At 63.2% G+C, this 21,900-nt stretch carries 21 protein-coding genes; 5 read left to right on the forward strand and 16 right to left on the reverse strand.

Features of this window, described 5'->3' with window-relative positions:
- The first annotated feature begins 32 nt into the window (after positions 1-32).
- Positions 33-545 carry a TIGR03809 family protein gene (locus AB8A50_RS02065; protein WP_439076600.1) on the forward strand — a complete coding sequence of 171 codons (513 nt, stop codon included), beginning with the start codon at positions 33-35 and terminating at the stop codon, positions 543-545.
- Here AB8A50_RS02065 and AB8A50_RS02070 read toward each other — a convergent pair.
- The 15 genes from AB8A50_RS02070 to AB8A50_RS02140 form a co-directional block, all read right to left on the reverse strand.
- Positions 542-1,912 (reverse strand): TIGR03808 family TAT-translocated repetitive protein, encoded by a 1,371-nt coding sequence (locus AB8A50_RS02070; RefSeq protein WP_439076602.1) that lies wholly within the window; start codon positions 1,910-1,912, stop codon positions 542-544. The two genes, AB8A50_RS02065 and AB8A50_RS02070, sit on opposite strands and share 4 nt — an antisense overlap.
- Before the next feature lie 1,315 nt (positions 1,913-3,227).
- Complete coding sequence (locus AB8A50_RS02075; RefSeq protein WP_093759161.1) at positions 3,228-3,485, reverse strand: hypothetical protein; 258 nt, start codon at positions 3,483-3,485, stop codon at positions 3,228-3,230.
- Positions 3,486-3,598: 113 nt separating this feature from the next.
- Complete coding sequence (locus AB8A50_RS02080; RefSeq protein WP_439076603.1) at positions 3,599-4,852, reverse strand: multidrug effflux MFS transporter; 1,254 nt, start codon at positions 4,850-4,852, stop codon at positions 3,599-3,601.
- 153 nt (positions 4,853-5,005) lie between these two features.
- On the reverse strand, positions 5,006-5,674 hold the full coding sequence (locus tag AB8A50_RS02085) for a pyroglutamyl-peptidase I family protein (protein ID WP_439076604.1): 669 nt from the start codon (positions 5,672-5,674) through the stop codon (positions 5,006-5,008).
- Between the two features lie 63 nt (positions 5,675-5,737).
- Complete coding sequence (gene meaB, locus AB8A50_RS02090; protein WP_439076606.1) at positions 5,738-6,721, reverse strand: methylmalonyl Co-A mutase-associated GTPase MeaB; 984 nt, start codon at positions 6,719-6,721, stop codon at positions 5,738-5,740.
- A complete protein-coding gene (locus AB8A50_RS02095) occupies positions 6,718-7,500 on the reverse strand; it encodes a DUF3298 domain-containing protein (protein ID WP_439076608.1) in 783 nt (260 codons plus the stop codon). The genes meaB and AB8A50_RS02095 overlap by 4 nt, the downstream gene beginning before the upstream one ends.
- A gap of 2 nt (positions 7,501-7,502) precedes the next feature.
- Entirely contained in the window at positions 7,503-9,656 is a 2,154-nt protein-coding gene (scpA, locus tag AB8A50_RS02100) for a methylmalonyl-CoA mutase (RefSeq protein WP_439076610.1), read from the reverse strand.
- A complete protein-coding gene (locus AB8A50_RS02105; protein ID WP_309944810.1) occupies positions 9,653-10,063 on the reverse strand; it encodes a hypothetical protein in 411 nt (136 codons plus the stop codon). The genes scpA and AB8A50_RS02105 overlap by 4 nt, the downstream gene beginning before the upstream one ends.
- Positions 10,064-10,081: 18 nt before the next feature.
- Entirely contained in the window at positions 10,082-10,549 is a 468-nt protein-coding gene (locus AB8A50_RS02110; protein WP_093759041.1) for a GFA family protein, read from the reverse strand.
- Positions 10,550-10,560: 11 nt separating this feature from the next.
- Positions 10,561-12,432, reverse strand: a complete 1,872-nt coding sequence (locus AB8A50_RS02115; protein ID WP_439076612.1) for a methylmalonyl-CoA mutase family protein — start codon at positions 12,430-12,432, stop codon at positions 10,561-10,563.
- Between the two features lie 283 nt (positions 12,433-12,715).
- Positions 12,716-13,207: a 2-amino-4-hydroxy-6-hydroxymethyldihydropteridine diphosphokinase gene (gene folK / locus AB8A50_RS02120; protein ID WP_439076613.1), complete on the reverse strand. Its 492-nt coding sequence runs from the start codon at positions 13,205-13,207 to the stop codon at positions 12,716-12,718.
- A gap of 3 nt (positions 13,208-13,210) precedes the next feature.
- Positions 13,211-13,576, reverse strand: coding sequence for a dihydroneopterin aldolase (gene folB, locus AB8A50_RS02125; protein WP_089266999.1), 366 nt, complete (start codon positions 13,574-13,576; stop codon positions 13,211-13,213).
- Complete coding sequence (gene folP / locus AB8A50_RS02130; protein ID WP_439076615.1) at positions 13,573-14,418, reverse strand: dihydropteroate synthase; 846 nt, start codon at positions 14,416-14,418, stop codon at positions 13,573-13,575. Before folP ends, folB begins: the two co-directional genes overlap by 4 nt.
- Positions 14,419-14,653: 235 nt before the next feature.
- Positions 14,654-15,061 (reverse strand): DUF4332 domain-containing protein, encoded by a 408-nt coding sequence (locus AB8A50_RS02135; RefSeq protein WP_068734294.1) that lies wholly within the window; start codon positions 15,059-15,061, stop codon positions 14,654-14,656.
- A gap of 74 nt (positions 15,062-15,135) precedes the next feature.
- A complete protein-coding gene (locus tag AB8A50_RS02140; protein WP_068734292.1) occupies positions 15,136-15,501 on the reverse strand; it encodes a hypothetical protein in 366 nt (121 codons plus the stop codon).
- A 367-nt stretch (positions 15,502-15,868) separates the two neighbouring features.
- Between AB8A50_RS02140 and AB8A50_RS02145 the strand changes: the two genes are divergently transcribed.
- The 4 genes from AB8A50_RS02145 to AB8A50_RS02160 all read left to right on the forward strand — a co-directional run bounded on the left by AB8A50_RS02145 (position 15,869) and on the right by AB8A50_RS02160 (position 20,767).
- Positions 15,869-17,497, forward strand: a complete 1,629-nt coding sequence (locus AB8A50_RS02145) for a helicase HerA-like domain-containing protein (RefSeq protein WP_175367502.1) — start codon at positions 15,869-15,871, stop codon at positions 17,495-17,497.
- Between the two features lie 137 nt (positions 17,498-17,634).
- The gene (locus AB8A50_RS02150) at positions 17,635-18,927 is read left to right on the forward strand and encodes a glycosyltransferase family 87 protein (protein WP_439079904.1); all 1,293 of its coding nucleotides are present in this window, start codon (positions 17,635-17,637) and stop codon (positions 18,925-18,927) included.
- Positions 18,928-18,939: 12 nt separating this feature from the next.
- On the forward strand, positions 18,940-20,343 hold the full coding sequence (locus tag AB8A50_RS02155) for a M20/M25/M40 family metallo-hydrolase (protein ID WP_439076617.1): 1,404 nt from the start codon (positions 18,940-18,942) through the stop codon (positions 20,341-20,343).
- A gap of 208 nt (positions 20,344-20,551) precedes the next feature.
- Positions 20,552-20,767 (forward strand): hypothetical protein, encoded by a 216-nt coding sequence (locus AB8A50_RS02160; RefSeq protein WP_439076619.1) that lies wholly within the window; start codon positions 20,552-20,554, stop codon positions 20,765-20,767.
- A gap of 215 nt (positions 20,768-20,982) precedes the next feature.
- On the opposite strand, the gene AB8A50_RS02165 is transcribed toward AB8A50_RS02160, so the two are convergent.
- Positions 20,983-21,762, reverse strand: a complete 780-nt coding sequence (locus tag AB8A50_RS02165) for a class II aldolase/adducin family protein (protein WP_089267004.1) — start codon at positions 21,760-21,762, stop codon at positions 20,983-20,985.
- Between the last annotated feature and the right edge of the window lie 138 nt (positions 21,763-21,900).

The raw sequence follows: 21,900 nt of genomic DNA on the forward strand, positions 1-21,900 counted from the left end.
TTGCGTCCGTTTTTTCTCTTGCGGACATTTCCATGTCATCTCACCTGAATTTTCCTTACCCGCATGCCGGCATCGGTCGGCCACTGGCCCAGCGCTGGTGCGCTCTTGCCGAGAGCCGACTGGATTACCTGACAGAACTGTTCGAGAGCGGGCGGTGGCGCCGTTTTCACAGTGAAGCTGAATTCCTCGACAACATTCAGGAAGCCAAGGAAGCGGTTGAGCGCTGGCGGCTGACGGTCGAGGGCGAGACTGCCGCCGTGAGGCGCGTGCTGTCTCCGGAAGGCGTGATTTACCGGGCGCCGCGCGCCCCTGAACCACGGCCTGCTGCCGTCGCGGCTCCTGCCATTGCATCGGTTGCGCCCTTGCAGCCCGACATCGAGCCGGTGGCTGAAGCGGCTTCGCCCGTCCTGATTCCGATCGAAACCTTGTTGCGGCAGGCACCGCCACGCCAAGCGGCGGTGACGCCGGCAGATCTGGATTGGCAGAAGGCGCTTGATCCTCTGGTCATGAGCGCGCGCTATCCGATGCTGCGGACAGCGCTTTAGCGCACCGTGTTCCCGGACAGCGCAACCTGCTGATAGCGCTGTGCGCCATCGGCGGTGAGGTCAGGTGTCACCGGCTTTGCATGATCGAGGCCGACGACAGCGCCGCGTGGCGCGCCTGAAATCATGTTGTTGCTGACAAGCGCGGTGCCGGCGCCCGGTGCGACCGATACACCAATGCCGATGAAGCTGTTGCGCACGACGTTGCCGGTGATGGCGACATCGCGCAGATACTTGCCCCAGCCCGCGATCATGCCAAAGGACGGCGCGTTCTCGACGACATTGCCGCTGACGCTGGCGTCCGCCTCGATATAGATGCCGATGCCGGCATCGTCGTCGGGCGCCGTACCGATCGGCCGCTTCGGGAGCAGGTTGCGGATGATGTTGCCTTGTACCACTGCGATGCGGCCGCCCTCGTTGAAGTTGCAGACGGAGACACCGAGCGCCGCACCATCGACGGTATTGTTGGCGATCACCGCAGCCTCGAAGGCAAATTCCGAATAGAGCGCGACTTCGCGCACGCTCGACACGCTGTTGCCCGTGATGTGGATGTTCGATGCTGAGTTGCCGCGCACCGCCGAGTAATCGCAGTTGCGGATGCGATTGCCGGAGACGATGACATTGCCCGCACGATAGGCGTTGATGGCGTTGCCATATTGACCGGAGCCGCCAGGGCCGGCCTTGATATCCTCGATACGATTGTCGATCACTTGCGTGCCGTCATCGCCGATGGCGGTGCGCAGGATCTCGATGCCGTTGCTGCTGGTGCCGGAAATGGTGTTTTGCGCGACGATCAATCCCTGCGCATCGAACGAGACGATGGCCGTGGTGGCGATGTTGGTGAGTGTATTGCCGGTGATCGCGCCCGCCGTGTTGTCCAGCCAGATGCCCGCGCCGCCGCTATTGGTCACGGTGCAATCGCTGATGCGGAGTTCGCGCGCCTGCACCATGTGCAGCAGCCCGCGCCGCGGCGGCAGGTTGGCAAAATTGCCGTCCAGCGTGAGGCCGCTGAGGCTGACATAGTCCGCGCCTTCGCCTGACAGCAGTGACGCGCCGCCGCTGAAGGTGAGGGTCGTTGCACCGCGCATGCCGATGATCTGCGAGCCGCGCGCGAGCCTGAGCATGCCGGTGCGATAGTTGCCGGGCGGCAATGCGAGCGGTGCCTGCGCACGTGCCGCCTCGTCGATGGCGCGTTGCAATGCGCGCGTTTGGTCGTCCTGGCTATTGGCGCGCACGCCATATTGCGCGGCGTCGCGTCCGAGCGTCGAGGTGAGCGGGGCGGCGCGTGCCGCATCGCTCGATGCGGCGAATGCGCCGGCGGCGAGACCCGCGCCGGACGCAGTCAGCAGATGGCGGCGATGCAGGTCCATGGTTCGAGGTCCCGGTGGATGTCCGCTGATGAGGTAACGCAAGATGATGCGTGTGACGTTGCCAGGCGAGAGTGGCCGCGATGAATGTGCAGGGTAGGGTTAATGATGCGCTCACCTGCGCGCTGGAACGCAGCATGGGCTCGCTCCGGAGCGATGCGCCCGTGCTCTACCGATCCTGCGATCTCGCGTAACACTCTCGGTCGTCATGCGCGGACAGCGCGAAGCCAGCTTCGCAATGACCCAGGCCTCTCCCACGTCATGGCCGGACTTGTTCCGGCCATCCACGCCTTGCTGTGGATGTCGCCAAGGCGTGGATACCCGGCATGCGCCGGGCATGACGGCGTTTGGTTTGAGCGTGCGCGCGTCACGCTAGTTCAGATTCAACTGTCAAACAGCCACTGCTCTTCAGACATGCGTCATCACCCCCATTGTTTGCGGCGCGGGGGCGCCGTCGTCTCTTGCATTCCCTGCCCCCTGTGAGAGGGCGTGCGGAACGCCGGGTGCCCGTTGCACCCTTGGGCCTGATGCGAATGCGGTCTTCCGCAGGTTAGTGTGCATCAGGACTTTCGGAGGCGCCGAGCGATTGCCGGGCGTTCCGCATGCGGTGTTTTTTCGGTTGCTTGCACTTTGCCTCGACGAACGCTCCGATCGCGAATTAAAGTCCCAAGGCGATGGGAAGAGAGCCTCAAGCGACTAGGCCGAACGCGTTTTGACTTGGTCGTCCGTCACACTGTCCAGGGGGTCTTCCATCCGAAGGTCGGCCGTGTCCTTGCCAGTGGCAGTGCTGGCGCAGATCCGTCCTGCCCGAAGACAGACGTTCCCCATGAACCGCGTGACGCCGCATCTCCGGCGTCCACCGCATCCCACCCCGCGAACGTGACGATCGCGATCGCCCCTCTCAGTGGGGCAGGACAACGGGGAATATAAACCTGATAGGGATGGTGTCAACGGGAGATAGGAAAAAATGTTTAGGCGCGGGCTTGCCGCCCCACACTGTCATTCCCCGGCAAACCGATTGGTTTGCCTGAGGGCGCGGGCGCACCTTCGCGCACGCGAACCCGGAATCTCGACATGGGAGTCTCCGATCGTGCCAAACACATCGAGATTCCGGGTTCGCACTTCAGCGGCTTCGCCGCTTGCGTGCGCCCCGGAATGACAAGTGTGGATCGGGATTCCCCGGCACAATTGGAGTGGCTGAGGTTTGCGTTCTGTCGGCTTTGCTAAGATCGCGCCCCCGGAGTTTGGGCCAACGGGGGAGCGTGCAGGCGCATAATTTCGGACGTCGCTTCGCTGGGCGCCCCAAGGGCGCCCCGCGCTATCGTCCCTTCAGCGCGAGCTGGAAATCCTTCTCGGCCTGGGCGTCGCGTTCGTTCTTTTCCGGGCATTCGCCGGGCTCCGCCTGGCAGGGACGGATCTCGTAATCATTGTCGAGCACGCGGCGCGGCGTCGGCTTCGAATTCTTGGCTTCGACATCGGTGACAAGGCCGCTCTCGGCGGCAAGTTTCCACACGTCGGCTTCGGTCGGATAGGATTTACTCAGTTTAGCGTCGTCACAGAACAGTGCGTAGGGCATCGGATTGCTCCGGTAAAAATTGATAACGTTCATGGCGGCGCCGGGTTCGCCCCGACGTATTCCCAGACATTTCAAAATTGCGCGACGGCCATTCGGCTACGCCGCGAGAGCATTCAGCTCACCATCTTGTGAGACTTGAACAGGCGGCCCTTTTCCACCACGAGGATCACCGCCAGCGCGGCGAGCGTGCAGAGAAAGAGGCCGGTCGCAAACGGCAGCAGCGTGCCGTCATAGTGCTGCCCGATAACATAGCCGATCCCGATGCCGAGCAGCGTGGTCAGCGTGCCATAGAGCGACGATGCAGTGCCGGCGATGTGGCCTTGCGGCTCCATTGCCAGCGCTGTGAAATTGGCGAACATCAAGCCAAAGGAAAACATCATCAGCGCCGATAGCGCCATGAACAGCGGCAGTGGCAGCATGCCGTTGCTGGCCGCCAGCAGCATCGTGCTACCCACCGCGACATAGCCAAGCAGCGCGCCATGCGAGATCACGCGCATGCCAAGGCGATTGACGAAACGTGCATTCGTAAAACCGGCAATGGCGACGCCAAGCGCAATCGCTGCGAAGGCCAGCGGGAAGTAATGGCCGAGATGATAGATTTCGGTGAACACCTGCTGCGAGATGAAGACGAAGGCGAACAGCGAGCCCTGCAGGCCACCGGCGGCGAGCGCATAGCCCAGCGTCTGCCGGTTGGTCACGGTCTGCCGATAGGCCAGGAGGACGTCGCGCAGCGCGATCGACCTGCGATCGGCGACGGCGAGCGTTTCCGGCATGCGCACGGCGCTCCAGATCAGCGCCAATACGCCATAGAGCGTTAGCACCACGAAGATGCCGCGCCATTCGGTGAGCAGCATCACGGCCTGACCGAAAGACGGTGCAATCACCGGCACGGCGATGAACACCATCATCGCGAGCGATACGACACCGGCCATGCGACGGCCGGCATAGCAGTCGCGCACGATCGACACGGCGATCACGCGCGTTGCGGCGGTGCCGAGGCCCTGCAGCAGGCGCGCCAGCAGCAGGAGTTCGAAACTGGGCGCGATCACCGCCAGCAGGCTGGCGACACAATAGACAGCCATGCCACCGAGCAGGACGGGGCGGCGGCCGAACCGGTCCGACAGCGGACCGATGGCGAATTGCGCGACGCCGAAGCCGAGCAGGAACACCGACAGCACCGTTTGCAGCCGGTTCGCATCGGCGATTTTGAAAGCTGCGCCGAGATGGGGCAGCGCCGGCAGCATGATGTCCATAGCCATCGGATTCAGCGCCATGATCGAGGCGATCACGACGACGAATTCCGGAAATTTCATGGGGCTATGGGTCGATGACACCACCAGGGCGGCGTCGGCGTTGATGTCGGTCACAAAGCTATTCCTGAAAGCATTCCCGCCATTAGGGTGTTCATGCTGCGATGCACAAGTTGACTTTCGGCATGGCTGCGTCGCGGAAACCGGCGGAATTTCCCAATTGTATGAATTAATGTTCAGAGAATGGCCGGGAGCGTCGTTTCGACGGTCTTAAACCCCGGAATTCCGGGCCGTGTCACGCAGCTTGACCCGGGTCATGCGGATCATTTCCAGCAGGATCGCTTCACCGGTATCGGTGAGTTGGTTGGAGGTCATGCGGTGCGAGGTGGTGTCTTGCGCCAGCAGCGGCACATGGACGAAGGCCGCGAGGCGAGGGCCGCCGGGGGCGCGGGAGGCCTCGATGCCGCGCCAGGACAGATAATTGCAGAGATAGCGGCCGGCATCGCGTGAGGAGCGCACATCGGCGCCGCTGGCGAGGGCGACCCGGAGCAGACGCGCGGTGTGCGGGCCGAACATCTGCGCGTCGGCGCCAAGTACGATGCTGGCGCGGCGCACCGTTGTGTGGCCGGCATCGGGCCACAGCATCGACACCGCGTTGCGGGCGCGCGTCTCGATCCGGATATAGCGCGTGCGCGCGGCGAGGCCGAACATCAGCAGCGCATCCGGACGATGGCGTGCGATCAGCTCGGGCAGTTCGCGATCGACGGTGGCATAGGTGACGTCGAAAATATGCGCGATGCGGGTGACGTCAGCGAAAGCGGGGCGGCGCAGCGTTGCGAGTTTTCGCACCAGCGCCTGCGTCGGGTTCACCGGCGCGCCGGGGAAGGGGCCGAAGCCGGTGATGAGGATGCGGGGGGATGTACCGGGACGGTTCAACATTCGCCTCCATGATCGCGACGGCGCGCTAACCTCTCCCCGCTTGCGGGGAGAGGTTAGGGCGCGCTACCTCAACAACTCCACGATCGCTTCCGCCGCGACGGCAGGCGTCATCGTGCCGTCGGCGACGTCGCGTTCGACCTGTTTGACCTTGCTGCGAATGCCGGGATCGCTGCGCAGCCGCGCCTTCAACCGATCCTCCAGCATGGTCCACATCCACTTCACCTGCTGCTCGCGGCGGCGGGCGGCGAAATCGCCGGAGGCATTCATGGCGGTGCGATGCGCGACGACCTTGTCCCAGAGTTCGGCGATACCCGTTTTGGTCAGCGCCGAATAGGTCACGACTGGCGGATGCCAGTGCTCCGAGCGCGGCGCCAGGATATGCAGCGCGCCGCGATAATCCGCCGCGGTGATATTGGCGCGCTTGAGGTTGTCGCCGTCAGCCTTGTTGATGGCGATCATGTCGGCCAGTTCGATCAGGCCTTTCTTGATTCCCTGCAACTCGTCGCCGCCACCGGGCAGCATCAGCGCCAGAAAGAAGTCGGTCATGTCGCAGACCGCGGTTTCCGACTGGCCGATGCCGACGGTCTCCACCAGCACCACATCGAAGCCGGCCGCTTCACACAGCAACATGGCCTCGCGCGTCTTCGCCGCGACGCCGCCGAGCGTGCCGGAGGACGGCGAGGGACGAATGAAGGCGTTCGGATGAGCCGACAGATCGTTCATCCGCGTCTTGTCGCCGAGGATCGAGCCGCCGGTGCGCGCCGACGATGGATCCACCGCCAGCACCGCGACCTTGTGGCCCCTGTCGATCAGATACATGCCGAGCACGTCGATGGTGGTCGATTTGCCGACGCCGGGCGAGCCGGTGATCCCAACGCGAAACGCTTTGCCTGTGGCGGGCAGGAGTGCCTGCACGAGTTCGCGCGCGGCGGCCTGATGATCGGCGCGGCGGCTTTCCACCAGCGTGATCGCGCGCGCCAGCGCGGCGCGGCTGCCGGCGCGGAGGTCACGCGCGAGGGCGTCGATGTCGATGGGCGCTGTCGTCACTGCGGCCCCTTGTCGTCGTCCTTCGGCCGCTCGCCGGCGAAGATCGCGCTGCCCTCGGCGGACAGATAGGGCTTGAGTTTCTCCCACGGCACGAAGGCGTCGTAATCGCCCTCGGCATAGGAGCCGACCGCATAGGGGCCGTAATGGAAGCTGAGGCCGGAGCTCTTGCCGGCCGATGTCGATGGCGCCAGCGATACCGGCCCGATCTTGAGCAGCTTTGGCTCCAGCGCATCGACGAGGCTCATGTCGGGATTGTCGTTGTCGCGTTTTTTCTTCTCGACTTTGAGATCGGCGACGACTGCATCGCGGATCGCCGTCATCGCCGGGCCACTATCGGCGAGCTCGGTGAAGAAAGGGCGGATGCTGATCATCTTGCCGGCCTGCCTGTCCCACAGCAGCGTGTCGTTGGCACGATTGGGATGCGCGCCGCCGGTGTAGTTGTAGTCCGCGCGAATGATGCTGACATAGCGACCCGCGACCAACGAGCTTTGCGCATAGGTCCGCTCGGATTCCCATGGCCGGTTGCGCATGTCGGCAGGGAGATCGTTCATCTCCTTGCGCTGCGCGGCAAGCTCCTTGAGCGTCTTCGTAGCCCAGCCATTGCTGGCGGATGTGAGATATTTCAGCAGCGGCGCATCGGACTTGATCGCGGCATCGAAGAACACGGCGACCTCGGTGTATTTGGCCTTGAGCTGGATGTCGGGCTTTGGCTCGGCGGCGAGGGCCGCCTCACCGAACAGGAGACAGGTGAGGGCGACCAGCGCAAACGTCTTCAACACCCTTACTCCGCCGCCTCGCTGTGGCCCAGCCGCGCATTCAGCTTGTGGATCAGCTCTTCGGCCGCCTCCGAGATCACCGTGCCGGGCGGGAAGATCGCCTCCGCGCCGGCCTTGTAGAGTTCGTCGTAGTCCTGCGGCGGGACGACGCCGCCGATGATGATCATGATGTCCTCGCGGCCCTGCTTCTTGAGCGCGGCCTTCAGCTCCGGCACCGCGGTGAGATGGGCGGCGGCCAGCGAGGAGAGGCCGAGGATGTGCACGTCGTTTTCGACGGCCTGCCGCGCGGCTTCGTCGGCGGTGGCGAAGAGCGGCCCGATATCGACGTCGAAGCCGACATCGGCAAAGGCCGAGGCGATCACCTTCTGGCCGCGGTCGTGGCCGTCCTGGCCGATCTTGGCGACGAGAATACGCGGGCGGCGGCCCTCGGCGTCCTCGAAGGCGTCGATCAGCGCCTGAACCTTCTGGACCTTGTCGTTCATGGTGGACGCCTCGCGCTTGTAGACACCGGTGATGGATTTGATCTCGGCGCGGTGACGGCCGAACACTTTCTCCATCGCATCGGAAATTTCGCCGACGGTGGCCTTGGCGCGTGCGGCATCGATGGCCAGCGCCAGCAGGTTGCCGTTGCCGTCCTTGGCCGAGCGCGTCAGTGCGGCCAGAGCGGCATCGACGTCGGCCTGGCTACGCTCGCCACGCAGGCGCTTCAGCTTGTCGATCTGCAGCCGGCGCACGGTGGAGTTTTCCACCTTGAGCACGTCGAGCGCTTCTTCATTCTCCGGCTTGTACTTGTTGACGCCGATTACCGCCTGGCGGCCGGCATCGATGCGTGCCTGGGTCTTCGCCGAGGCTTCCTCGATGCGCAATTTGGGCACGCCGGCCTCGATGGCCTTGGCCATGCCGCCGAGTTCTTCCACTTCCTGGATGTGCGCCCAGGCCTTGGTGGCGAGATCATGTGTCAGACGCTCGACGTAATAGGAGCCGCCCCACGGATCGATGATGCGGTTGGTGCCGGTTTCCTGCTGCAAAAATAGCTGCGTGTTGCGGGCGATGCGTGCCGAGAAATCGGTCGGCAGCGCCAGCGCCTCATCGAGCGCATTGGTGTGCAGTGACTGGGTGTGGCCCTGCGTCGCCGCCATCGCCTCGATGGTGGTGCGCATCACGTTGTTGTAGACGTCCTGCGCGGTCAGCGACCAGCCCGAGGTCTGGCAATGGGTGCGCAGCGACAGCGACTTCGGATCCTTCGGATTGAACTGCGTCAGCAGCTTGGCCCAGAGCAGCCGCGCGGCGCGCATCTTGGCGACTTCCATGAAGAAGTTCATGCCGATCGCCCAGAAGAACGACAGCCGCGGCGCAAAGCGGTCGACGTCGATGCCCGCGGCGAGACCCGCGCGCAGATATTCGACGCCGTCGGCCAGCGTATAAGCGAGTTCGAGATCCTGCGTCGCGCCGGCCTCCTGCATGTGATAGCCGGAGATCGAAATCGAATTGTACTTGGGCATCTTTTGCGAGGTGTAGGCGAAGATGTCCGAGATGATCCGCATCGAGGGCGTCGGCGGGTAGATATAGGTGTTGCGCACCATGAACTCTTTCAGAATGTCATTCTGAATCGTTCCGGTCAGCTTCTCCGGCGGCACGCCCTGTTCTTCGGCGGCGGCGACATAGAGCGCGAGGATCGGCAGCACCGCGCCGTTCATGGTCATCGACACGCTCATCTGGTCGAGCGGAATACCGGCGAACAACGTGCGCATGTCATAGATCGAGTCGATCGCCACGCCGGCCATGCCGACATCGCCCGAGACGCGCGGATGATCGCTGTCATAGCCGCGATGGGTGGCCAGATCGAACGCGACCGAGAGGCCCTTCTGGCCGGCGGCGAGATTACGGCGATAGAAGGCGTTGGAATCTTCCGCGGTGGAGAAGCCGGCATATTGCCGGATCGTCCAGGGCTGGTTGACATACATGGTCGGGTAGGGGCCGCGCAGGAATGGCGCGATGCCGGGATAGGTATCGAGGAAATCGATGCCATTGACGTCATCCTCGCCGTAACCCGGCTTCACCAGGATGCCTTCGGGCGTCAACCATGGTTCGCCCTGCGACGGCGCGCCGGCGGCACGGGCGGCGAAATCGATCTCGGCGAAGTTCGGAATCTTGCTCACGAGCGGCGTTCCTTCAATTTCTTGATTCTTGTTTCGCAGTCAGCGAGGCGTTGACGTATTTGGGGTTCACCGGCCGTTTGTCCGCCGGGGACGAGAAAGATGAGTTCGAATACTGTAATCGGAATGCCGAAGACGGTTATCTTGCGCATTCCGATCAACGCCATGAGCGCCAGGACGATGGTCAGCGCGACAACGTTCAACAGACTATATTCACCTGCTATCACTCCGGACACGAAAATCCACCCGAGGAGCAAGAGCATTCCGGCACACAACCCGACGGCCAACGGCGGGATCGTCGTGGAAGTCGACGGATTGCGATAATCGAGTGTCGGATTGTGATAGTCGATCATCGACTGCAAGCGGGCTCGCTCCGCTTCGAGTTTATCCAGCTCGTGTTGGTGAGACATGAGTCAGTTCCCATCATCTCAATCATGATCCGGGTGCTGATAGCTGAACACTTCCGCGCATTTCTCCGGTCCGAAATTCTGCATCGTCGTCTTGCTCGGCAGGTTCGACACGTTGCCGACCCAGCCCAGGCGTGACTCCGTGCCGAATTGCTGCGTCGGCACCACGCGGTCCGGCCTGTCGAAGGCGCCGGTCATGATCTCGATTTTGGGGCCGCCGATGGCGCGATAGCTCAGCGGCGTGCCGCATTTGGCGCAGAAGTCGCGCTCCGCAATCGACGATGACTTGAACGCCGCCGGCTTGCCGCGGGTCCATGCAAAGTTCTCGTTCGGGATATCGGCCAACGAGGCGAATGGCGCGCCGGTGGCCTTCTGGCACATGCGGCAATGGCAGATGCTGACCCGGGTCGGCGCAGCCGACAGCGCAAAGCGGATCGCGCCGCATTGGCAGCCGCCGGTCAGCGCGGGTTTGCTCGCCGTTGCCGTCATGGCTTACTCCATCAGGCCGAATTTAGTAGATCGTGGGCCTGCACCAGCATCGCCAGCGCATCGCCGCCGGCAATGATAAAATCCCTAACGCCTGCGTCGCGCAAGGGCGCCTCGAGGTCGCCGGGGCGGCCTGCCAGATAGATATGCTTTGCGCCGGCGGCCTGAAGCGCTTTTGCTGCGGGCGCGGCCTGGCCGGCATAGAGCTTGTCGGACGAGCAGATACATACCAGCGCGGCGCCGGAGGCCTTCCAGGCCTTGGCGAGTACGGCGGGATCGGCGAACCCGTCGCTGTCGAGGGCTTCGATGCCGCCGGTCTCGAAGAAGCTCTTGGCGAAGGTCGCGCGGGCCGTGAAATCGGCCGGCGTGCCGAGATTGGCCAGAAACACTTTCGGACGGGCACCCTTGCGCGCCAGCAGATGATCCGACTTGTCGCGCAGCGCCTCGAAGGGCGAGGCCAGCCGGATCGGTTCCAGCGGGTTGAACTTGATCTTGTCCTTGCCATAGGGCTTGCCGGGGATCGGCTTCACCTTCAGCACGGTGGCGCGGGCCTCATGCAGGTTCGGGAATTCGCTGGCGCCGGTGAGCACTTCGCGGCGCTTGGCGACGCTGGCCTGACGTGCAGCGCGGGTGGCGGCGACCTTCGGCTGGATCACATTGTTGCCAAGCGCCGGGAAAGCGCCGCCGGCTTTCTCGATGTCCTGGAACTGCGCCCATGCGGCGTCGCACAGTTCGCGCGTCAGCGCCTCGATGCCGCCGGCACCGGCGGCGGGATCGGTGACCTTGGCGAGATTGGACTCTTCCAGCAGCACCAGTTGGGTGTTGCGCGCAGCACGGCGTGCGAAACCGTCGGGCAGGCCGAGGGCCAGCGTGTGCGGCAGCACGCAGATGGAGTTGGCACCGCCGAGACCGGCGGCGAAGGTCGCCATGGTCGCACGCAACATATTCACATAGGGATCGCGCTGCGTGAGCATGCGCCATGCGGTATCGGCAGCGATGAACAGCGGCTTCGGCGCGAGGCCACAGCTTTCCTCGATGCGCGCCCAGAGCAGGCGCAGCGCGCGGAATTTCGCCATGGTGAGAAATTGATCGGCATCAGCCGCGAGACGCGCATAGACCATGCCGCGGGCCGTCTCGAGCGGAATGTTATGGTCTTCCATCGCGCGCAGATAGGACACCATCACTGCGAGGACGTAGGACAGCTCCTGCACTTCGGAGCCGCCGGCATCGTGAATGATGCGGCCGTCGGCGACGGCGAACGGGCCCTTGAAGCCTTGCGCGGCGAGCTTCTTGATGGTGTCGGTGACGGCGGGCGCCATCTCCCACCAGTTATAGGCGCTGGTGCCCCATACTGCGGTGGCGCCGATGGGATCGAGACCAAAGCGGATGTCGCATGTGGCGGGATCGATGCCCTTCGTCTTGATGTAATCGGCCAGATGCGTCACGGCCATGCGCGACTGCGGGCCGGCATGGAGTTCGATGCCGATGCCGGCGTCGAGGTAAATGCCGTCGAACAGCGTCTCGATGGTGTCGGGCGACGCGACGAGGCCGAAGCCACGCGCGCCATTGGCGCCTTCGAACACCAGCGTGAGACCAGTGGCGCCGTTTTCGAGATCGTGCAGGGCCTGCTTGTTCGACTTCGCGGCATCGGGGTGGTCGATCCGCTGCATGATCTGCCATGGCGCCGCGGCCGGCCGGCCGGCAATCGGCGCCGCATCCTGGGCGCGCGGATAGATCGGCTGGATCTTGACGCCGTCATAGGTCTTGCTGATCAGCTTCTCGAACGGCGCGCCTTTCAGCACGCCATCGACGAGCTTGCGCCAGTCATCGTAACTCGCAGGCGCAAAATCGGCGGCCAGCCGCAGGTCGTCAGTCGCAGTCGACATTGAGGAACTTCACTCCCGGTATTGCTTCGTGGTTGAGCCGGAAAATGCCATGCCGAGAAGGGGTTGCCAATGGCTGTTCGAGCATGGGGATGCGCGGAATTGGCGCGTGGAGCCGGGAAGCGCGGCCGTTTCCCTCTCCCCGCAATGCGCGGGGAGAGGGTGGCGCGGACGAAGTCCGCGACGGGTGAGGGGCGGGGCACAGAGCTAAACCAATCTGGTCCGAGCTGGTCGCGCCGTGGGATCTGCGAGTGATCTTGTGAGGATAGTTCCGGCGTGTTGGCGCTCAATCCAGATCCGGCAGCTTCTCGATGCCGTCGGTTGAGAGGGCCTTCAGATGCTCGGCAACGGTCTTGCCGGCGATGACCCGGTCCGGGGCGATCTCGGCCAGCGGCACCAGGACGAAGGCGCGGGTGGTGGCGCGGGGATGCGGCAGGTGCAGTTCCGGCTTGGCGATGACCACGTCGTCATAGGCGATCATGTCGAGATCGAGCGGACGCGGACCCCAGTGCCCCTCGGCAACGCGGTTGCGGCCGAACTTGTGTTCAATCCTGTGCAGCGTGAACAACAGCGCGTGCGGATCGAGTTCGGTCTCGATCTCTATTGCCGCATTGACGAAGTGGTCCTGCGGCACATCGCCCACCGGCGGCGTGCTGTAGTCTGCCGAGCGTTCGATCAACGCGGCCTGCGTCATGCCGCAGATATTGCCGATCGCCTTGCGGAACGTCGTGCGGACATCGCCGACATTGCCGCCGAGCGCGATGAGGACGCTGGCCATCGGTTACGCCCGCGATCTGCGCAGCACCACGCCGACATCGTCGAAGATCGCGGCGATCGGCGCGTGCGGCTTGTGCACGGTGACCTTGACGGAGCTGATACGCGGAAAATCCGCGAGCACCGCATCGGCTACCGCACCGGCGGCGCGTTCCAGCAGCTTGTAATTGGTGTCCTTGAAAGCAGCGATCGCGGTGGCGACGACATTGGCATAGGACACGGTATCGGCAAGGCGGTCGGTGCGCGAGGCAAGGTCGATATCGGCGTCAAGTTCGAGATCGATGACGAAGCGCTGCCCGACAACGCCTTCGTAATCGAGCACGCCGTGATGGGCATGCACGGATACGCCCTTGATGAAGATCATGTCGGTCATCTTAAGTCCTCGATGGCTGCGGTGACGCGCAGGGCCTGAACGGTTTCCGCGACGTCATGGGCGCGGACGATCTTGGCGCCGTGCCGCACCGCCAGCAGATGCGCGGCGAGCGATCCGCCAATGCGCTGCTGTGGCTCCGACGGCACGACGGTCGATATGAATTTCTTGCGCGAGGCGGCGATCAGCACCGGCAGGCCGAAGCTGGTCAGCGCGTCGAATCGCGCCAGCGCAATCATGCTCTGCTCAGGCGTCTTGCCGAAGCCGATGCCGGGGTCGAGTACGATGTGGCCCGCGGGGATGCCGGCCCTGGCGGCGATCTCCAGCGAGCGCGCGAAAAAGTCTTCCATGTCGGCGACGATATCGATGCTGCCATCGACGTCGTCGCGGTTATGCATGACGACCACAGGCGCGCTGTGCTCGGCGATGACGCGCGCCATGTCGGGATCGCGCTGCAGTCCCCAGATGTCATTGGCGATGGCGACGCCGGCGGCGAGCGCTTTCGCGACGACGGACGCCTTCATGCTGTCGATCGACACCGGCGTGCCGAGCGCGACCACGTCGGCCAGCACCGGCACGAGCCGCGCCCATTCTTCATCGGCGGTGACAGGCCGGGACCCATAGGGGCGCGTGGACTCGGCGCCGATGTCGATGATCCCCGCGCCCTCGGCGATCATTCGCCTGGCCTGCGCCAGCGCACGCTCGGGGGCATCGAACTGGCCGCCATCGGAGAAGGAATCCGGGGTGACGTTCAGGATGCCCATCACGGCAGGCACCGGCGATGCCAGCAGCGCGGCCAGCACCGGGTGGGCGGTCGGAACAGAGGTGGTCGGACGCGCGATCATGAGGTCGCTTTGCGCGGTCAGGGGGGGGGAGTCAAGATGGATCAAAACGTCATTCCGGGGCGCATGCGGCGTGAGCCGCAGGCGAACCCGGAATCTTGCAGTGTGAAGCGATCCGGTGTTTCAGCCATCTCGGGATTCCCCGTCACTCCAATCGGAGTGGCTGAGGTTCACGCTCCGCTAGCGCTGCGCGTGCCCTCAGGCACACCAATTGGTGTGCCGGGGAATGACGAGAGGCTTAATACGAAATCTTCAGCGGCAGCTGGCGGGCCTTTTCGATCAGGTCGCCGACCGACTTCTCCGAGGGCATCACCCGGACCAGCTTGCGCTTGTCGTTGGCGTCGCGCATCGCCTGAGCCAGGCGGGCGGGATTGCGGTGGGTCAATTCGCGTACCGTGTTGACGCCGGAGGCGCGGAGCAGTTCGGCCTTGGCCTTGCCCATACCGGGGATGCGCAGGTAGTCGGCGAGGTTCGCCCATTCGAGCAGTTGCTGTTCGCTGAACCCGGTCTTGGCAGCGAGTTCCTTGCGGCACTTCGCGGAGTGAGCGGCGTCCAGCAGCCCCTCCATGGTGCGGATGCCTGCCTTTTTCAGTTTGGTCGCGGCGAAGGCCGTCAAACCGTCAATCTTGGAGATGGGATATGTCATGGTACTCAGACGTATGAAGATCGGACGTATGAAGATGCTGGACGCTTACGCGCGGCTGCTGACGTAACAGACGGTCAGGAGAACTGGCTCAGGCCAGGTGTGCCGGCAACGATCTCGTCCATGGCATCCGCGCCGATCTTCTCGCGGCCGAACTTGAACAGTTCGCGCGCGACGCTCTGGATCTCGCCCATGCCGAGGCCAAGACCCATCAGCTTGCTGCCCAGGGCCATGATGCCGCCGCCCATCAGGCTGCTCAATCCACCACCGCCCTCTGACGATGCGATGGCTGCATCCGCACCCGGAATTTTTTCGATGAGCGCATTGACCGGCGCGGCCGGTGCTTCCTTGCGCAGGAACCCCAAGATAATGCCGACAGCCTTTTCAGCCACAGCTTCGTCGATGCCGACCTTTGCGGTCAGCGCTTTGATCAATTCGTCCATGATGCCCCGCCTCACATCGGTTGAGTGCCGATGCCCTTATGTTGAAAAGTGATCTTGAGCCGCTGTGATTCGAATTACAAGCGCGCCAACTCGCCCGACGTGCGATTCAGTGTGATCGCGTATCGAGTGTTGCACCAATGCAAGAGCAAACGTGAAATTTTGGTCAATTGTTCGCAGATGCGACAGCGCCGTACTTTGGAAAGAGCAAAAAGATACGGCTTGTGTTTCGTCCTGGGAACGACGGACGGGTTTCAGGTGTGTCGGGAATGCTTTGCGTTTCAATCGCTCGCCAAGATGCGGTAAGATCATGGTGAGCCGCAAATTTTTTTGAAATCTTTTTCTTGATGCGCGCGACAGAGGCGATCCGATGGCGACCACCGAACTGAAGTCAGGCGATACCGACGGCAAGATCTTCATCGGCAAGGGCGACCAACCGGCATGGCTGACGCTGGCCCTCGGCAATCGCCACGGTCTCGTCACGGGCGCGACGGGAACAGGTAAAACCGTATCGCTGCAGGTGATGGCGGAGGGCTTTGCACGTGCCGGTGTGCCGGTCTTCGCTGCGGACATCAAGGGCGACCTCTCGGGTATCGCCGAAGTCGGCGAGGGCAAGGACTTCATTTTGCAGCGCGCCAAGGAGATGGCGCTGACGTTTCAGCCCGATCAGTTCTCGACCGTGTTCTGGGACGTGTTCGGCGAGCAAGGTCATCCCGTGCGCGCGACCATTTCGGAGATGGGGCCACTATTGCTGGCGCGGCTGCTCGATCTCAACGATGTGCAGGAAGGCGTGCTCAACGTCGCCTTCCGCGTCGCCGACGAGAACGGCCTGACGCTGCTCGACATGAAGGATCTGCGCGCACTGCTGGATGCTATCGTGCCGATGACCGCCAAGAAAGACGAGGTCGATCCACTCGCCGATGTCCGCAAGTCGGCCTTGAGCTTTGGAAACGTCACCAAGGCGACGATCGGCACCATCCAGCGCCAATTGCTCGTGCTGGAGAACCAGGGCGCCGATAAATTCTTCGGGGAGCCGGCGCTGGAGCTGAAAGATTTTCTGAAAACCGACCGCGACGGCCGCGGCATGGTCAATATCCTCGTCGCCGACAAGCTGATGTCGAGCCCGCGGCTCTACGCAACCTTCCTGCTGTGGCTGCTTTCGGAACTGTTCGAGGAATTGCCTGAAGTCGGCGATCTGCCGAAGCCCAAACTGGTGTTCTTCTTCGACGAAGCGCATCTCTTGTTCAACGATGCGCCGAAGGCGCTGCTCGACAAGATCGAACAGGTGGTGCGCCTGATCCGCTCCAAGGGTGTCGGCGTCTATTTCGTCACCCAGAACCCGATCGATGTGCCCGATCGCGTACTCGCCCAGCTCGGCAACCGCGTTCAGCACGCCTTGCGCGCCTTCACGCCACGCGATCAGAAGGCTGTGCAGGCGGCAGCACAGACCTTCCGTGCCAATCCGAAACTCGATACGGCCACGGTCATCACCGAACTCGGCAAGGGCGAGGCACTGGTCTCATTCCTCGAAGGCAACGGCACGCCTGCAATGGTCGAACGCATCATGGTGCGTCCGCCGACCGCACGGATCGGGCCGATCACGCCTGAGGAGCGCAAGGCAATCCTCGCGGCGAGCCCGGTGAAAGGCAAATACGACACCGCGATCGATTCCGAATCCGCCTACGAGACGCTGCAGAAGCGCATCGCCGGGACGGCGGCGACGCCCGCCGAGGCTGGCGACGCGGCGGGCGGTGGTGGCGGTGGTGGTGGATTTTTGGGCCAGCTCGGTGCCATCGTCGGCACCATCTTCGGCACCAATACCGGCCGCAACAGGCTCTCCACCGGCCAGGTGATTGCGCGCAGCGTCACCCGCAGCGTGACCAACAAGGTGGTCGGCGGCATCGTCGCCAATATCGGCAAGCAGGTGGGCGGCTCGCTGGGCAGTTCGATCGGCCGCGAGATCGTACGCGGGACGCTGGGCGGGATTTTGAAGCGGTAAGTGCCATTCACCACGTCGGTATACGCCGGCCTGCGCCTTTGCAGGTCCGGCGCCATCTGCTACCCACCGCGGTCTGAACGCGCTGCCTTGGCGCGTCTTTGAAGCGGGACTGCGAAGTGACGAAAAGTGACGGCGAAATGCCGGTTTTGCGGTGGCCGTCCTTGCGGCAGCCGCTCGACGTGCTGTTCCTGATCACCTGCGTCCTGCTGACGGCGGATGTGCTCGTTCCGGAAATCTTCGGCAACGGCAAGACCAAGGACTACGCGCTGTGGTTCTGGGCTGGGCGGCAGGTGCTGCATGGTGCGCCGCTCTATGAGGCGAAGACCAATGGGGCGCTGGACTTCATCTATCCACCGCTGTCCGCGGTCTTGCTGGCGCTCCCGAGCTGGTTCGGCAAGGTCCCGCTTTATCTCTTGCTCTCGATCCTGAATTCGGCGGCCTGGGCGATCACCAGCCAGCTGTCCAATGCCATGACCGGCTCGAAGAAGATTCCGGCGGCGTGGCTTGCGGCGCTGCCGGGCTTTGCGACCATCACCTTCGTGTTCGACATGTACGATCTCGGCCAGCCCAATCTCGTGCTGCTGGCGATGATGCTGCTCGGCTTCTGGTGGATGCAGAAGGATCGGCCGTGGCTCGGCGGCAGCATGTTCGCGCTGGCAACCGCTATCAAGGTGTTTCCGGTGGCGGTGCTACCCTATCTGATCTGGCGGCGGCACTGGGCGGCCTCGGCCAGCATGATCATCTGCACGCTGCTGTTGCTCTATGTCGTGCCGGCGCCGTTTCGCGGCTTCGAACGCAATGCGGCCGAGGTGAAGACCTGGTACACCGAAATGGTCGGCTCCAGCTCCGAGAAAGGCTTCGGCCAGCGCGACGAACAGAACTGGTCCTGGGTCAATCAGTCGATCATCGCGATGACGCATCGTCTGGTGCGGCCGATCGATTATTTCCAGGACGATCGCAAGCGTGGATCGGCCACGATGAACGTGATCGATGTCAGCTATAAAACCGCGAACCTGATCGTGCTCGCGGTCTCCGGTCTGATTGGTCTCGGCTTCATCTGGTCGCTTTTGCCGCGATCGAAACTCACGCCGCGTTCACGTGCCGAAGAACTCGGCGTCCTGTTCTGCCTGATGACGGTGGCATCGCCGCTGGCGCGGCAATATTACTTCATGTGGCTGTTCCTGCCGCTCACGGTGCTGATGCATCGCGCCGCCGATGATCCCCGCCCGAATGTGCGAACTGGGACATGGTGGCTGCTCGGCGTCGTCGGCGTGCTGATGGCGCTGTCGATCCCGGTATTCCCGGCCATGCTGCAGGCCTGGGGCAATAATCTGCTGGCGACCGCGCTGCTGGCAGGCGGCTTGATCTGGCATATGCACCACCCGCCGGTGCTGCTAGATTCCACCGAAATTCCGGACCATCACGCTTAAGGAAATTCGCTCATGTCCAATACGCAGCTTGCATCCGTTCTCGATCGCGTCGATGCCGATTTCGACAAGGCCCTGGAGCGGTTGTTCGCGCTGTTGCGGATCCAGTCGATTTCCGCCGATCCGGCTTACGCCGAGGACTGCAAGGCGGCGGCAAAGCATCTGGCCGGCGAGATCGAGGGCCTGGGCTTCAACGCCGAGGTACGGCCGACGGCGGGCCATCCCGCTATCGTCGCCACCGCCAAGGGCAACACCGGCAAGCGGCCGCATGTTCTGTTCTATGGTCATTACGACGTTCAGCCGGTCGATCCGCTGAACCTGTGGCATCGTCCGCCGTTTGAACCGGTCGTCACCAAACATGCCGATGGCCGCGACATCATCGTTGCGCGCGGTGCGCAGGACGACAAGGGCCAGCTTTCGACCTTCGTGGAAGCCTGCCGGGCCTGGGTGAATGTCACGGGCTCGCTGCCCATCGATCTCACCATCTGCATCGAAGGCGAGGAGGAGGTCGGCTCGAAGAATTTCGTGCCGTTCCTCGAAGCCAACAAGAAGGATCTCGCCGCCGATTTCGCGGTGGTCTGCGACACCGGCATGTGGGACCCGTCGACCCCGGCGATCACCACGTCGCTGCGCGGGCTCGTCTATGAAGAGGTGAAGATCACCGCGGCCAACCGCGATCTGCATTCCGGGATCTATGGCGGCGGTGCGCGCAATCCGATCCGCGTGCTGACCAATATTCTCGGCAAGCTGCATGACGACAATGGCCGCATCACCATTCCCGGCTTCTATGATGGCGTGAAGGATCTGCCTGCCGATATTCTGGCGCAGTGGAAGGGCCTCGGTCTCACCGCGGAGTCATTCTTGAAGCCGATCGGTCTCTCTATTCCGGCCGGCGAGAAGGGCCGCGAACTGATCGAACAGATCACGTCGCGTCCGACCTGCGATATCAACGGCATCGTCGGTGGGTACACGGGCGAGGGCTCCAAGACGGTGATCGCCTCGCATGCCTCCGCCAAGGTTTCGTTCCGCATCGTCGAGGGCCAGGACCCCGGCAAGATCCGCGATGCGTTCCGCGCTTTCGTCACGTCGCAATTGCCCGGCGATTGCACCGCGGAGTTTCTTGATCATTCCAATGCGCCGGCGATCGCGCTCGACTGGAATATGAAGCCGCTGGCGGCGGCGCGCGATGCGCTGACCGACGAATGGGGCAAGCAGGCGCTGCTGATCGGCTCAGGTGCGTCGATTCCCATCGTCGCGGATTTCAAGCGCACGCTCGGACTGGACTCGCTCCTGATCGGCTTCGGCCTCGATGACGACAATATCCATTCGCCGAACGAGAAGTACGACCTCAAGAGCTTCCACAAGGGCATCCGGTCGTGGGCGCGGATCATTGCGGCGCTGGCGGATGTGAAGAAGTAAGCTACACATTCGTCATTCCAGGGCGCGAGCGCCACTTGGCGATCGCGAACCCGGAATCTCGACGTGTTCATCACTGCGGGATTCCGGGTTCGGTCCTGTCGCCTTCGGCGCCCGTTCCGCCCCGGAATGACGAGTATGGCTGCGCGTTGACCCACATCAAGGCTTGCGTCAGGCTTTCCTGATCGAAAGACAAAAAAGGGAGGATGCAATGTCCGCAGCCGAAATCGCCAATACTCATTTCTCTGCCGCGATGGCGGCAGCACAGACCGCCGGCGTCGATCAGGACAGCGTCTGTCGCTCCCTGGTGAATCTCGTGGTCTCGAAATATCTCGAAACCAGGAGCGCGACAGACGTGCAGTCGGAGCTGCATTTCGTTGCCGATAATTGCGATCCCGACACCGACTTTGCGTTCATGCGGCCGTGATCCATCCTGTCATTCCGGGGCAGAACCAACGCCGAAGGCGATGGGGCTGAGCCCGGAATCTCGTGGTGATGAACACGCTGGGATTTCGGGTTCGCTCGCAAGTGCGAGCGCCCCGGAATGACGAGAAAACCAAAACAAAGAAAAACGCCGTCCGGAATTGGACGGCGTTTTGAATCACTGTGTAGAGGTATGTAACCTCTCTATAGCACCAAATCTCAGGTCTTGTAAGACGGATCGCGGCGGTCGAGCTTGCGCAGCATCGGCGGCCAGACCAGCTTGGTCGAGCGCAATTCGGCCTTGTCGGGGTTGCCCACCAGCGCGGCGTTCTTGTCGATGACGATCTGGTCGACCGGATAGGCGGTCGGGCCGAGCATCCGGGTGCGGACCTGCATGGTGCAGGCGCGTTCCAGGTAATACATGCGCTCGAAGGCCGAGGCGACCGAGCGGCCAACGGTCAGCGTGCCGTGATTGCGCAGCAGCATGGCGTTCTTGGTGCCGAGATCCTTCTGCAGGCGGGGGCGTTCGTCGTGATCGAGCGCGACGCCTTCATAGTCGTGATAGGCGAGTTCCGGAATCACGAGCTGGGCGGTCTGGTTCAGTGGCTGCAGGCCTTCCATGCAGGAGGCCACGGCTGTGCCGTCCGGCGTGTGCAGATGCATCACGCAGCCGGCGTCTTCGCGGACTTCGTGGATTGCCGAATGGATGGTGAAGCCGGCCGGGTTGATGCTGTATTCGCTTTCGGAGAGCTGGTTGCCGTCGAGATCGACCTTGACCAGCGACGATGCCGTGATCTCTTCGAAGATCAGGCCATAGGGATTGATCAGGAAGTGATGGTCGGGGCCGGGCACGCGGGCGGAGATGTGGGTGTCGATGAGATCGTCCCAGCCGTAGAGCGCAACGAGGCGATAGGCAGCGGCGAGATTGACGCGCTGGGCCCATTCGCCCTCGCTCATATGCGACGGCACTTCCTTGAGGCGGGCTTCGGCTGGTGACATGGTGAGTGCTCCCGGATTGACTGGCAGTGTTTTGGCGTTTGGCTGATGCCAGCCTAATCCCGCCCTGTTGCGGCAGCAAGCCGGACGGTTTGCGCGGCAGACATGCTTACCAGGGTGGCAGAAGGCCCGATCGCGACA

The sequence above is a fragment of the Tardiphaga sp. 841_E9_N1_2 genome (assembly GCF_051811065.1).
In the GTDB taxonomy this organism is placed as follows: domain Bacteria; phylum Pseudomonadota; class Alphaproteobacteria; order Rhizobiales; family Xanthobacteraceae; genus Tardiphaga; species Tardiphaga robiniae.